Annotated in this window: 8 protein-coding genes; 3 read left to right on the top strand and 5 right to left on the bottom strand. The window is 54.1% G+C overall.

Going from position 1 to position 14183, the window contains the following annotated elements:
- Positions 1–2: 2 nt before the first annotated feature.
- On the bottom strand, positions 3–260 hold the full coding sequence (locus K5621_RS11010; protein WP_101055127.1) for a chaperone NapD: 258 nt from the start codon (positions 258–260) through the stop codon (positions 3–5).
- Positions 261–298: 38 nt separating this feature from the next.
- Entirely contained in the window at positions 299–460 is a 162-nt protein-coding gene (locus tag K5621_RS11015; RefSeq protein ID WP_025009643.1) for a nitrate reductase, read from the bottom strand.
- Positions 461–1081: 621 nt separating this feature from the next.
- Between K5621_RS11015 and K5621_RS11020 the strand changes: the two genes are divergently transcribed.
- Positions 1082–2395, top strand: a complete 1314-nt coding sequence (locus tag K5621_RS11020) for an ammonia-forming cytochrome c nitrite reductase subunit c552 (protein WP_245003180.1) — start codon at positions 1082–1084, stop codon at positions 2393–2395.
- Positions 2396–2606: 211 nt separating this feature from the next.
- Here K5621_RS11020 and hrpA read toward each other — a convergent pair whose 3' ends face one another.
- The 3 genes from hrpA to K5621_RS11035 form a co-directional block, all read right to left on the bottom strand.
- On the bottom strand, positions 2607–6482 hold the full coding sequence (hrpA, locus tag K5621_RS11025) for an ATP-dependent RNA helicase HrpA (RefSeq protein WP_221049255.1): 3876 nt from the start codon (positions 6480–6482) through the stop codon (positions 2607–2609).
- 109 nt (positions 6483–6591) lie between these two features.
- Positions 6592–7008: a CBS domain-containing protein gene (locus tag K5621_RS11030; protein WP_100143924.1), complete on the bottom strand. Its 417-nt coding sequence runs from the start codon at positions 7006–7008 to the stop codon at positions 6592–6594.
- 95 nt (positions 7009–7103) lie between these two features.
- Positions 7104–8138: an isoaspartyl peptidase/L-asparaginase family protein gene (locus K5621_RS11035; RefSeq protein ID WP_221049256.1), complete on the bottom strand. Its 1035-nt coding sequence runs from the start codon at positions 8136–8138 to the stop codon at positions 7104–7106.
- A gap of 184 nt (positions 8139–8322) precedes the next feature.
- Here K5621_RS11035 and K5621_RS11040 point away from each other — a divergent pair, with 184 nt between their 5' ends.
- Positions 8323–10122, top strand: a complete 1800-nt coding sequence (locus K5621_RS11040; RefSeq protein WP_245003069.1) for an autotransporter assembly complex protein TamA — start codon at positions 8323–8325, stop codon at positions 10120–10122.
- On the top strand, positions 10119–14111 hold the full coding sequence (gene tamB / locus K5621_RS11045) for an autotransporter assembly complex protein TamB (protein ID WP_221049258.1): 3993 nt from the start codon (positions 10119–10121) through the stop codon (positions 14109–14111). The genes K5621_RS11040 and tamB overlap by 4 nt, the downstream gene beginning before the upstream one ends.
- The last annotated feature ends 72 nt before the right edge of the window (positions 14112–14183 follow it).

Genomic DNA, 14183 nt, shown 5'->3' on the forward strand with positions numbered 1-14183 from the left:
TTTCATTGCTCTTCCTCTTCGAGCTGTTCACACTGGTGATACACCATAGCGGTGGAGATCACGCCCTTGAGGGCATTGATTCTGTCCATGGTGGCGAGGATCGCCTGTTCGGTCGGGCCTTCCAGCACCACAACCAGCTTGCTTTCATCGTTAACCGACAACTCGGCATTGCCGAATGACAGAATCTGCTGACGAACGCCGGCCATCTTGGGTGGCATCACCTGAAGGATCAGGCTGCTGACATGCAATTCCCTACTCATCTCGTTCCCCTGTTTTAAGGACTCTCGTTATATTTGCGTTAACCGGCCCCCGGTGGGCCGGTTAAAATTTGGCTGAACCAGATGGCAAAGCCCAGACCGCTGACCAGTAAAACCGACAACAGCGGCGCCAAAAAAACCGTCAGGAAGATAAATATCTTCAGCTCCAGACGTTTTTCATCAGTACTCGGTGTCTCGCTCATGGCTCCTCCCTAGGCGCTATCAAGATGGCTTGCTGCTGTGCTGTTCCTGGGCAACGGCCGCCAAGCCCGGCGGATTAAAGTTGTATTTTAAATGCTATTTATTTTTCAGTTTCAATCATAAAGCCAAAGTGTTAACAAACTGTATACCCCCAAGTTGGTAAACACCTGATACTGTTGATCTGGATCATGAAAAGAGCCCATAAACGACAGACATCACCTTTCTCAACCGCCAAAACCGATTGTAATTTCGATATTTTCTCTTTTTGGCTATTCATATCTTTATGAAATACAGCAAAGAAGTGGCTATTTCGCCAATAAAGAACGGTCAAAAAAACAACGAAATAAGCAAAATATCTCTTAGGGAGTAGAGCCCAGACAGGGTGGGCCTTAAAGCGATAAAACGGCCATAAAAGGAGAAAACCAATCCTGTTTCAGGTCACAGAATTCAGTAAAAACAGTATCTTGCGATTGCAACGACTGACAGAGCTCCTTAGCATTATCATGCATTTTAGTTGTATCTTTTTTTGTTTTCAGGGACCAAATTTCAAACGCCGGTTTATGCGTCGTCCCAACCTAGGAGAGCCTTTAGTGAACCCCTTTACCCACCCTACTACACTGCCCATTGTGCTAGGTCTGAGTCTGTCATTTTCTGTTGTCGCAGCAGGCAAAACATCAAGCTTGCAATATCAAACCTGGGCGCAGACCGCCGAAGAACTGCAGCGGGAAGATATGCTTGAGAAAAACCCCGCCAGCATCATCCTCTGGGCCGGCTCGGCTTATGCCAAGGAGTACCATAGCCCCAGAGGGCATCACTTTGCCGTCGCCGATGTCAGCCACAGTCTACGCAGTGGTGTTAGCCCCAAGGCTGGAGAAACAGGCCTGTCGGCCAGCTGTTGGACCTGCAAGACGCCGGATGCGCCCAGGCTGATGAAAGAGCTGGGCGTCGAAGGCTTCTCGGCCAAGCGCTTTGCCGAGCTGGGTCCGGAAATCCAAAATCCTGTGTACTGCTCCGATTGCCATACCCAGGGCTCAGCTGAACTGACACTGCCAAGACCTCATGCCCAGGATGCCATGGCCAAAGTGCACAAACCCTTTGGCGAACAAAATCAGTCGATGCAGCAATCACAGGTTTGCGGCCAGTGCCATGTCACTTACTACTTCCAGCCTGAGCGCCAGGACAAGGTCAATATCCCCTGGATCTTTGGCAACAGCGCCGATGAGATAGAAAAGTATTATGATGCCCGGCAGTTTTTCGAGTGGGTGCACCCGGTATCGAGAACGCCGCTGGTGAAGGCGCGCCATCCCGAGTTTGAGCACTGGAATCGCAGCGCCCACGCCAAGGCAGGTATCAGTTGTGTCACCTGTCATATGACCCAGGAAACCAGCGCCGACGGCAAATCTTTCACCAACCACAAGATAACCAACCATCTGCCGGACTTTGAAGCGGCCAATTGCAGCAGTTGTCACCAGAGCCAACAGCAAATTACCCAGCTGATTGCCGACAATAAGGCGCTGCTGGAGACCAAGGCGCAGCAGTTACAGGAACTTCTTATCAAGGCCCATTATGAAGCCGGCGCCGCCTGGAAGGCAGGAGCCCAATGGCAACAGATAGGGTATGCCATCATGGGGATACGCCATGCACAGTGGCGCTGGGACTTTGCCATGTCATCCCACGGTATTCACGCTCACAACGCCAAAGAGGGTGAAGCCTTGCTGGACAAGGGCTTAGAGCAGATCCGCGCGGCTAGAGAGATATTGAGCAAGCTGAATGCCAACCTTGGCGTCACCCGAGTCGATTATCCAGACTACAGCACCAAGGCCAAGGCGCAGGCAGCCATAGGCGTGGAGCTGGAGAAACTGACCGAGGAGAAGCGAGCCTTTATCGAGACTGAAGTGAAAAAACATTGGTCCAAGGCTGCAAACTTCGGCTATTGAAGACAAGGAGAACAATAGCCGGAATGAGAGCCAAGCCTTAATCAAAACATGCAATTTTGATTGGGAATAAGCGGCGTTCAACAATAGCCACCGTGGGAAAAATGGCCGCGTACCAGGCGAGCACCGGCAGGCACTGTGTGTGCTCTGGGCCTGCCTGGTTTTTATCGGGTCCACTTAAGGCGCCAAACGCGGCTGTCAGTTGGATTTTAAGTTAAAACTGCTGCAACTGGTTAAGGATGCGCTTTTCCGATATCGGATAAGCAGTGCCCAGACTCTGGGCAAAACAGCTGACCCTGTACTCTTCCAGCATCCAGCGCACCTCGGCCAGCGCCTCCGGTACCGCTTGGCTGCGTGGCACCTTGGCAAGCGCGGCCTTGAACTCTTTTTCGGCGTTGTGAATACTGTGCAGGTGCAAACGGTCACGGTTGGGATCCACCGGCAGTTTATCCAGGCGCAGCTCAATCGCCTTGAGATAGCGGATCAGATCGCCAAGACGGCGCCAACCGGAAGCTTCAACAAATCCCTTGAACACCAGGGCGTCCAATTGGCTTTGAATATCACTCATGGCAAAGGCGATATCCAGGCTGATTTTACCCTTGAGACGCTTACGGATCTTCTGGTGCAAGGTCAAAATCTGCTCCACCTTGAGGGCGATGGCCGCTGCGGTTTCATTGAGCTCGGCCCTGACAATCTCCTTGGCTTTGGCAAAGTCATCGGCGCTTCGGACATCCAACTTCTGCTCATCCAAAAGCTGTTGAATTGCCGCGGCAATAATGTCATCTATCAGTATTTGCACCTGGCCGAACGGATTGAAATACATCGCCAGTTTGGCCTTGTTGGGCAAGGCCTGCTGTAGATGTTTCACCGGCGATGGAATATTGATAAGCAGCAGCTTTCTCAGCCCTTGTCTGTGGTGGGAAAGCGCCTGTTGTTCATCATCAAATAATTTGATGGAAACTGTATCACCGGCATCCACCAAGGCGGGGAACGCCTTCACCTCATAGCTGCCTTTGCGGCTTTGATATTCTTTCGGCAGGTCGCCAAAGCTCCATTCGGTCAGGGCGTTTTGCTCTATGCCCTTGTCGGCAACCTTGCGTATCGCTTGATTCACCTGCCCCTGCAATGATGCCTTGAGGCTGTCGAGATCCCGGCTCTGGGCCAGGAGTTTGCCCTTATCGTCTTCCACCTTGAAGTTTATCTTCAGATGGTCGGCAATGGCGTTGAGATCGAAATCCTCCGGATTGACACGAGTGCCACTCATTCTCAGCAGTTGTTTGCACAGGGAGGGCAACAAAGGCTGGGCAAAAGGTTCCATCGCCTGCACACAGGCGCGGGCATAATCCGGTGCCGGCACAAAATTGCGCCGCAGCGGTTTGGGCAAGGACTTGATCAGGGCAACACACTTCTCCTCCCTGAGCCCCGGCACCTGCCAGTCAAAATCGGTTTCATCCAACTGATTGAGCAGCGCCACCGGAATAAGCACAGAGACGCCGTCATCCTCGGCCGCCGGTTCAAAATGGTAACTCAGCCTGAGGCTAAGGTTGCCCTGCTGCCAGCTGTCGGGGAAGTCCAATGCCGATACATGGGTGTCATCCCTTTGCATCAAGAGTTCGCGGCTGAAATTGAGCAGCTCAGGGGTCTCTCTCCTGGCCTGTTTCCACCAGGTGTTGAATTTGGGCTGGTTGTATATCCCTTGTGGAATGCGCTCATCGTAGAAGGCGAACAAGGCGTCTGTATCCACCAGAATGTCGCGCCGCCGCGACTTGTGCTCGAGATCTTCCACCTCTTCGAGCAACGCCTGGTTGGCCTTGAAGAAGGCTTCATTGCAGCGCAGCTCACCCTCGGCCAGAGCCGAGCGTATAAAGATTTCCCGAGCCTTAACCGGCTCCAGCGGGCCAAACTGTACCCGGCGGCGGTTGACTATGGTGAGGCCATAGAGCACCTGATTTTCCAGGGCGATCACACTTCCCTGTTTAGCTTCAAAATGGGGCTCGTTGTGCTGCTTCTTGACCAGATGCGCCGCCAGAGACTCGAGCCATACAGGGTCTATGCGGGCGCAGGTACGGGCGAACAGGCGTGATGTTTCAGTCAACTCGGCCGCCATAATCCACTTGGGGCCCTTCTTGGCCAGCGGCGAGCCGGGAAACACAAAGAAGCGCCGGTTGCGGGCCCCCAGATACTCGTTGTCTTTATCCTTGAAGCCGATATGGCTCAACAGCCCCGAGAGCAGCGCCTGATGCAGCGGCTCATAGTCGGCGGCCTGACTGTTGAGGCGCCACTTGAGGTCGTGCACACTCTGACGCAGCTGGGCATAGAGATCCTGCCATTCGCGAATACGCAAATAGGCCAGATACTCGGCCTTCACCTGCTTGCGGAACTGGCTGGATGACAGGCTCTTCTGTTGCTCTTTAAGGTACTGCCACAGGTTGAGCCAGGCAACAAAGTCGGAGTCTTTATCGGCAAAACGGCGATGGGCCTCATCGGCGGCCTGTTTCTTCTCATGGGGCCGCTCGCGGGGATCCTGAATCGATAACCCGGCGACAATCACCATCACCTCATGCAGACAACCCAGCTTGTTGGCCTCAAGCACCATGCGGGCCAGGCGGGGATCGACCGGGATCTTCGCCAGATCGCGCCCGAGCGGAGTCAGTTTCAGCGCCCCTTTGTGCTTGCTCACCGCCTGTAACTCTTCGAGCAGCAGGAAACCGTCGCGGATATGGCGCGGATCCGGTGGCTGAATGAAGGGGAAGCCCTCGATGTCACCCAGGCCTATGGCCAGCATCTGCAGGATCACGGATGCCAGGTTGGTGCGCAGAATTTCAGGATCGGTAAACTCCGGCCGATTGATAAAGTCCTGTTCGTCATAGAGGCGAATACAGATCCCCGGTCCAACCCGGCCGCAACGTCCCTGGCGTTGATTGGCACTGGCCTGGGAGATGGGCTCAATCGGCAAACGCTGCACCTTGGTGCGATAGCTGTAGCGGCTTATCCTGGCAGTACCCGGGTCGATAACATAGCGGATCCCTGGCACAGTCAGCGAGGTTTCGGCCACGTTGGTGGCCAGTACAATACGCCGCCCTGGATGCGGCTTGAATACCTTGGACTGCTCGCCGTATGACAAACGGGCATAAAGCGGCAAGATCTCGGTATCGCGCAGGTTACGCTTTTTCAGCTGCTCGGCGGTATCGCGGATTTCGCGCTCGCCGTTCATGAAAATCAGAATGTCCCCCGGGCCTTCGCGACAGAGTTCATCGACGGCGGCAAAGATGCCGTCCATCAGATCCAAGTCGGCGTCGTCATCCTGCAACAGGGGGCGATAGCGGGTTTCCACCGGATAAGTACGGCCGGACACTTCCACCACGGGCGCATTGTCAAAGTGCCTGGAAAAGCGCTCCACATCTATGGTAGCCGAGGTGATGATCAACTTGAGATCCGGGCGCTTTTGCAAAATTTGCTTCAGATAACCCAGAATAAAGTCGATGTTGAGACTGCGCTCATGGGCCTCGTCTATGATGAGGCAATCATACTGACTGAGCCATTTATCCGATGCCAGTTCTGCCAGCAGGATACCGTCTGTCATCAGCTTGATATAGGAGTCCTGGGAAACCGCATCGGCGAAACGAACCTTAAAACCCACCGCCTGACCCAGCTCTGTCTTGAGTTCATCGGCAACCCGGCTGGCCACGCTGCGGGCCGCTAGGCGCCTGGGCTGAGTGTGGCCAATCAGACCACGGCTGCCAAGCCCCAAGTCGAGACAGATTTTGGGCAACTGAGTGGTCTTGCCCGAGCCGGTTTCACCGGCCACTATCACCACCTGATGATTGATGATGGCCGAGGCGATTTCATCGCGCTTTTGTGACACCGGCAGCTCATCCGGATATTCGATGACCGGTCTGTCTGCCAGCCTTTGCTGCGCCCTTTCATAAGCCTGAACCGCGGCTTCACTGAGTTCGGCGAGTTTTTGCTGTTTGGCTTCTGAGTCGGGGCTTTTTTTCAAGCGGAACAAGCTGCGGCGAATGCGCGCCGCATCGGCTTGAAAGCAGAGATCCAGATATTCGCGGGAGAGTGGGTGCAGCTTAGCGTTCAAAACCTGTGTCCATTGGGGATCAAAAACGGCGATCCTAACAAGGATACGCCGTCTTGGGTATGCTTACTGACTGATAACGCCCAAATTTCAGTCAAATCAAGCGCAGTTGTCAGGCCGGGGTCAAATAACACTGCTGCATATAGCTGTTCATGGCCTTGAGCACATTGGTACGGTTGATGGTGCCCACCACCTTACCATCTTCCACCACAGGGTATATTTTCGGTTTCTGCCCCAGCATCTGCTCGGCCAACTGCAACATGCTGTCATCCGGTCTGACCCAAAGGACATCGGCGCGCATGCAGTCGCGCACCACGGCGGTCAGATCGCAGTGATAACTGCTCTTGAGCATGGCGGCCATGCAGTCTTGCTGTGACAAAAAACCCACCAGGCTTCCTGCTGCATCCACCACGGGGGCCCCGCCCTTATTGGCCTCAAGCAGTTTTTCCACCGCAGTGGCTATCGACATATCCGCCTTCAACAGCACTGGCTGACGGTCCATATGATCACGTATTTTTATCGAATCCATAGCTTTCCCCAAGTTCAAAACGGCTTCATTGTTCAGTGTAGCCAATATTTTGCCCTTGGGGTTCAAGCCAATAGCGATTGCCTCAATCCAAAATTTTAGTTATCTCGCCAGATCATCACTTCCGCCGCTTGATTGCTCTTGCGCCAGGCACGGTACATGCCTTCGGTATTGAACGGCGTTGCCACATTGCCTCTCTGGTCTATGGCTATCACCCCGCCACTGCCGCCGGCAGAGATCAACCTCTGATTGATCACTTCATCGGCGGCCTGCAGAATCGATTTTTGCTGATACTTGACCCTGGCACAGATATCGCCGGCCACATGGAAACGGATAAAGTACTCACCGTGGCCGGTCGCCGAAACGGCGCAGACACCGTTCTCGGCATAAGTGCCGGCACCTATCACAGGTGAATCACCGATGCGGCCATAACGTTTGGCTGTCATGCCGCCGGTCGAGGTTCCTGCCGCCAGGTTGCCCTGCTTATCCAATGCCACTGCGCCAACGGTACCGAACTTGTAATCGAGATCCAGAGGACTCAGGCGCGCCTGAAAGTCTTTATTGGCTTCGGCGGCGTTGATTTTGGCCTTGGCATCGAGAAGCTGTTGATAGCGCGCTTCGCTGTCAAAGCGATTGCCGGGCACCAGCTCCATTCCCAACGTCAGAGCGAACTCCTCGGCGCCCGCCCCCGAGAGCATCACATGCTCTGATTTGTCCATCACGGCTCTGGCGAGATCGATTGGATGACGTATATGTTTAACCCCGGCCACAGCACCAGCATTCATACTCTTGCCATCCATGATGGAGGCATCCAGTTCATGAGCACCATCAAAGGTATACACGGCGCCGACTCCGGCATTGAATAAAGGGCTGTCTTCAAGCACTCTGATGGCAGCCTGCACCGCCTCCATACTGGCGCCGCCCTTATCCAGCACCTTATAACCGGCATTGACGGCTTCAGTCAGCTTGTCGCGGTAGGCTTTTTGCTGCTCTTCAGTCAAGTCCGCCTTGGAAATAGTACCGGCGCCGCCGTGAATGGCAATCGCAAAAGGCGCCTCGGCCGCCCAGGCCGGCAGCACTCCGGGTAACAAGAGTCCCAGGCTTAGGGCAAGAGTTTTTATTTTTGTTTTCATTGTATTGCTTCCATATTAACGACTGCAGTCTTTGTAACTATTTTATGCGTGGATGGCAATCTGTTACTTGCCTGAGCCAAGATCAGAGGCGACAATAGCAATAATGTTACGCCAAGAAAAAGTTCCGGTTTCCTTGACCAAATACAGTCGCTTTCCCGCGTATATCCTGAGTTTTGCAACGATCATGCTGACAAGCCTTCAGGTTTTTGCCGCCGATGATCCTCTGCTTAATCTCCGCATCGAAGGGGTTTCGGGTGAGCTTGAGAAAAATATCCGCGCACACTTGGGCAACTTTCCTGACTCCAAGGTGCAGCGTCGTGCCTATCTATTTAATGTCAGCGACAGTGTTGAGGCCGCGCTGGAATCCATGGGTTACTACCATGGCAAGCTGGAACAGGAGCTCAAGGAAAACGAACAAGGGCCGTGGGAACTCAAGCTCACTATCACTCCGGGAGAAGTTACCCGCCTGCAATGGGTCGATATCCGCATGGAAGGCGAAGTGCTCAATGACCCTGTGATCAATCGCTGGCTCAGCCAGATCAAGGTCAAGCCCGGCGATCCCCTCAACCACGGCGATTACGAACAGATAAAGTCGCAACTGATTTCACTGGCGCTGGCCCGGGGTTATTTCGATAGCCATTATCAAAAATCGGAGATCCGCATTAATCGCGATCTCAACCTGGCGCAGTTCAACCTGTATTTTGACTCGGGCAAGCGTTACCAATTTGGCGAAGTAAGCTTCGAAGGCCACAGCCTGCAGCCGCAATTGCTCGATGACTTACTGCCATTTAAACCCGGCGCGCCCTACAGTACCCGCAAGCTCACGCGGCTCAATCAAGAACTGCTGGATACCGGCTATTTTGCCAATATCAAGGTATTGCCCCAAATCGATAAGTTGACAGAAGACAGCATCCCAGTGCGGGTCGAGCTAAGCCCAAGGCCGGATCACTCTATAGAGCTGGGTCTGGGTGCCGATATCGGCTCCAGCACAGACAGCAGCCTGGATCCCAGAGTCCGGATGACTTGGCGTACTCCGCAGATCAACAGTTACGGCCACTCTCAGGAAACCAGCATAGAATGGTCGAGAGACAGACCCAAGTTCCTCTCTACCTATACTATTCCCCTGACGCATCCTTTGGATGATCAGCTCAAGATCCGTGTCGGCCTGCTGAGGGACAAATACGGTGTGACTCAAGACTATATCCCTGAAGACAGGGACTTTAGCAATACGGGGCAACTGGAATCAACCAAGAAGCTTTTCGGGGTGGGCCGCAGCAAACGCCTGCATAACGGCTGGCTGCTGAGCTACTCGCTGGAGGCAATTCAGGAAAGCTACACCCAGTCGGGTATTGATTATGACCCACAATTCCTGTTGCTTGGTACCACGCTATCGAAGACCAGCCGCGGCGATAACAGTCTGGATCCCAAGTCGGGTTTCCGGCAACTTTACAGCCTTGAATATGCCGATCCTTCGCTGGGTTCAGATGTTCGCCTGACCCGAGTGCAGGCCAAGTTCAAATGGATTGAGACTTTCTTTGACAAACATAGATTTGTCTCCCGGCTCGATCTCGGCGTCAACCTCGCGGCCGAAGGCGATCTTGCCATCATCCCTCCGTCATTGCGTTATTTTGCCGGTGGCGATCAGAGTATTCGCGGTTACAGCTATCAGGAACTCGGCCCCCACCTGGATTACACCAATGACAAGGGCGGCCTGTCTCGGGAAGTGGTCGGTGGCCGCTATCTGGCAGTCGGCAGCCTTGAGTATCAATATTATCTGACCCCAAGCTGGCGTGTGGGCACCTTTGTCGATGCCGGTAATGCCTTCGATGTCAATCAATTCGAGCCTGTGGTGTCGGTCGGCGGTGGTATTCACTGGATATCTCCCATAGGCCCCATCAAACTGGATGTGGGCTTCGGCCTGCATGAATCCGATGCCGAAGACAGACCCTGGCGTATTCACCTGACTATGGGGACAGAATTATGAGCCAACCCCCTATGCCGCAGGAATCCAATCCAAGCCGCAAGCAGGTGGCGAAAAAAACGCGCCCCCTGTGGCTCAAGTCGTTGAGGTGGTCTACCCGCGCTCTCTTATATATTCCGCTCGGGTTGCTGGTGCTGTTGGCACTCTTGCTGGGCACGGCACCCGGCAGCCATTTGGCGGTGTTTCTCACCAGTGCTCTGGTGCAGGATCTGGAGCTGGAATATGTTTCCGGCACCCTGAACCGGGAGCTGCAACTCAAACAGGTTCATTGGCAGATGGACGGCATCAGTGTCGGTGCGGATGCCTTGACCCTTGCCTGGCAACCTGCCTGCCTTTTGCAAAAACAGTTATGCGTCGACGCCCTGGAATTGACAACAACTCGGGTCGACATAGACACCCAGGCCTTCGCTTCAGATCCGGCCGCAGAGGAAGAAGCATCAAGCACGGGAGAGCTGATACTGCCCTTTGGCATCAGCCTGAAGCAGGCAAACCTCACAGATATTCAAGTGCGGGTCGATGAGATGCACTTTGATGCTGCGGCATTGAATACCGCAGCCAACTGGCAGGAAACGGGGTTGCAGGTCATCCAGCTTGAAAGTCGCGGGCTCAGCGTGCTGCTCCCAGAGTCAAATTCGGCCCAAACGCAGGTGGCAGATAAAGACGAGCAGGTCGCAACGGCTAAGCAGCCAAAAGCAGCACCAAAGAGTGAGACTGATGAATGGGCGCTGACGCAGATGCCAAACGTTGCCATGCCCTTCCCCATCTATTTAAAACATGCCGAGCTAAAGGACTCACGCCTGCAGATTCTGGGCAGGGATGACAGGTTTGAGGAACTGCGCCTCAGTGCCAATTATCTCGGCGCCGAGCTGCGAGTCAACGAGCTTTATGCCAAACACACAGATGCCAGTCTGTCGCTGGAAGGTGAACTGACTCTGGATAAGCATTGGCCCATGGCACTGACGGTACAACTGGAGTTACAGCGTTTACCTGAACTACCGGGACTCGAGCAGCAACTGCTGGATCTCACCCTCAAGGGAGATTTCAGCGACTTAACGCTCAAGGCTAAGCTCAGTGGTGAGCAGAGCCTGGCGCTCAATGCCAGTGTCAACCTCACCAAACCGGAACTGCCCTATTCAGTGAACATCTCAGAAGGGGAACTGCACTGGCCCTTTGATCTTGCCCAGTACAGTGTCAGCAGACTAGAGCTGGAAAGCCGCGGCGACCTCAAGCAGCAAACGGCCAACCTCGCGGCACAATTAAGTACCCCTTTCTACCCTGAGCTCAGCCTCAATACCCACCTGACGCATCGAGGCCAAAGGCTCGAGGTTGCAGAGTTCAATGGCGACAGCAGCGCCGGTAAAGTCGTGCTTAAAGGCGCGTTGGATTATGCCGATGGCATCGCCTGGGAAGCCAATCTTCTGCTTTCACACTTCAATAGCGGCGCGATAACCCTGCCTTCTACCGAAGAAGCGACCAAAGAAAAAGACACCAATAGCCAAGTCGTACAAAACAAAACTAACAACGAGGCAACAAGCGCACAAAACCAGACTGACGAGGACAAATCTGAAATAAGTCTGGCTGAAGATACGCCGGTGATCCCGTCCAGCGATATCAGCGGACAGCTGGCTACCAGTGGTCACTGGCAGGATAGCAAGTGGCGAGTGAGTCTCAAACAGACCCGACTTCAGGGCTTATTGGACCGCCTGCCCTTTGAACTGACTGGCGATCTGGAGATAGATGATTCGCTGCAGCTCAGCAGCCAGGGATTATCGCTGCGGGCGCTCAATACCCGCCTGGATCTGTCAGGCAGCGCCAAAGAGCAATGGGATCTCAGTGCCACGCTGGACGTACCCGACTTCAATCTCTGGCATCCCGAGGCTTTCGGGGCTTTAACAGCCGATATCCAGGTGGTGGGCGATGCCAAACACCCACAAGTACAGCTTAAGGCGGAAACCCAAAGCATCAAATTTGGCGATCTCAGACTCAGTGGCAGCCAACTCAAGGCGCTCTATGCACCGCTGGATCTGCATGAGTTTGCCCTGTCACTAAAGACGGGTGAGTTTGACGGCGCAGGCATTCATCTCGATGGCATCACTCTCAGGGCCAAAGGCAATGAACAGCAACAGAAACTGGGGCTGGAAACCGAGGGCGATCTGCAGCTGGACACCGCCGTCTACAGCCAACTGGATCTCGCCAAACAAACGGCTCGACTGGAACTCAGCAAGTTCAACTTGGGATCCGTTCTCGGGCAGTGGCAACTTGAACAAACCGTGTCTTTGGACTGGGATCTCAAGCAAAACCGGGGCGAACTCAGCGCCTTTTGTTTGAGTCACCCATTCAGCAGACTCTGCCTTGTCGATAATGTCAGCCTCACCGACAAGGGTGAAGCCAAGTTGCACTATCAGGGACAACCCGGGCAACTGCTCGCCAAGCTGTTACCCGAGCAGCTCAGCTGGCAGGGTGATGCCTCGATGGATGCCGCCCTCGCCTGGCAACCCGGCGCACGTCCACAGGGCAAGCTCGACTTCCAGTTGGCTCCCGGGAAAGTGAGCCTTAAACGCAAACAACAAGCCAGCGCCAGTGTCGACTATCAGGCGCTGACACTCAAGGCCACCTTGGACGATGATGCGTTGAGAAGCCATATTCTGTTCAATTCCGATGCCCTCGCCCGCTGGGAAAGCCAACTGGATATCAATATCACTCCGGATCGCAGCCTCAGTGGCTACGTCAATATTGAAAAAATCAATCTACAACTGCTTGGTCAGTTTATGCCGCAGCTTGAAACCATTGAGGGCTTACTCGGGGCCAACTTAAAGTTGGCTGGCAGCCTCAACAACCCCGAACTCAGTGGCCAGCTCAGTCTGCGCGAAGGTGCTCTGGCTAGCACAGCCAACCCGACTAAACTAGAGCAAATCTCATTGGATATGGCTTTTGTCGGCCAAACGGCCGAGCTCCAGGGCCAGTGGATGATGGGTAGCGGCCAAGCCAATCTCAGCGGTCAGTTGCGCTGGCCACAGGGACAGTTCAGTGGCGATATCCAGCTCAAGGGCCAAGAGCTCGGCGTCATTCAGCCGCCACTGGCGATTGTCAATGTCAGCCCGGATATTCAACTGCATTTCAGCCCGGACGCGCTCGATATCAAGGGGGAGGTCAAGGTGCCTTCCGGCAATATCAAGGTGGTGCAACTGCCTGCCGGCGGGGTAAGCGTATCATCCGATGTAGTTTTCAGCGACTCGATTTCTGAGCAGGAGGCCAAGTCATCTCCTATGGCGTTGAGTGCCGATCTGAACATAGATGTCGGTGATAAGCTGGCTATCGATGGCATGGGCCTCAAAGGGATGTTGGTGGGAACTTTACGGATGCAGCAATCCCCCCAAAAGCCGCCGCAACTCTTTGGCGATATCAAGGTGGTTAACGGCAGTTATAAATTCATGGGTCAGACACTGAAAATTGCTACTGGCGAGGTACAGTTCGTTGGGCCTATGCAGATCCCCAACCTCAATATCGAGGCCATCAGGGAGATCCGCGATGAGGATGTTACCGCCGGGGTACGGATCACCGGCAACCCCAACAAGCCGATAGTGACCCTATTCTCCAATCCGGCCAAGGAGCAGGCCGAGATCCTTTCTTATATTGTTCAGGGAAAAGGCTTTGGCTCGGGGAATGAACAGAACAACTCACTGATGATGGGCGCAGCGCTGTCGTTGAGCTCCCAGGTCGATGGTGGCGCCATTTCCACCTTGGGCGACACCGCGGCCGGCCTAGTAGAGATGTTTGGCTTCTCCAATGTGCAGTTGGATACCAATGATGATGGTAAAGTCGCCATCAGCGGCTATATAGGCAAAGATCTGATGATCAAATATGGTGTTGGTGTATTCAATCCGGGTTACGAAATGACGGTACGCTACTATCTGTTGTCGCAGCTCTACCTGGAAAGTGTATCCGGCACTCTGGGCCAGTCTCTGGATATCTACTACAGCTTTGATCTTTAAGCGGTAAACACCTCTCGGCAGCAGATACCAACCTTGCAGGCCGCGGCGACTTACCGGACATAAAAATGCGAT

It is taken from the genome of Shewanella carassii (assembly GCF_019670705.1).
GTDB classification, from domain to species: domain Bacteria; phylum Pseudomonadota; class Gammaproteobacteria; order Enterobacterales; family Shewanellaceae; genus Shewanella; species Shewanella carassii.

What these genes read in the sequence shown, in the direction of transcription:
- K5621_RS11010 (WP_101055127.1), bottom strand. Translation starts at nt 260, where the DNA reads ATGAGTAGGGAATTGCATGTCAGCAGCCTGATCCTTCAGGTGATGCCA.
- K5621_RS11015 (WP_025009643.1), bottom strand. Translation starts at nt 460, where the DNA reads ATGAGCGAGACACCGAGTACTGATGAAAAACGTCTGGAGCTGAAGATA.
- K5621_RS11030 (WP_100143924.1), bottom strand. Translation starts at nt 7,008, where the DNA reads ATGGATTCGATAAAAATACGTGATCATATGGACCGTCAGCCAGTGCTG.
- K5621_RS11035 (WP_221049256.1), bottom strand. Translation starts at nt 8,138, where the DNA reads ATGAAAACAAAAATAAAAACTCTTGCCCTAAGCCTGGGACTCTTGTTA.
- K5621_RS11040 (WP_245003069.1), top strand. Translation starts at nt 8,323, where the DNA reads ATGCTGACAAGCCTTCAGGTTTTTGCCGCCGATGATCCTCTGCTTAAT.
- tamB (WP_221049258.1), top strand. Translation starts at nt 10,119, where the DNA reads ATGAGCCAACCCCCTATGCCGCAGGAATCCAATCCAAGCCGCAAGCAG.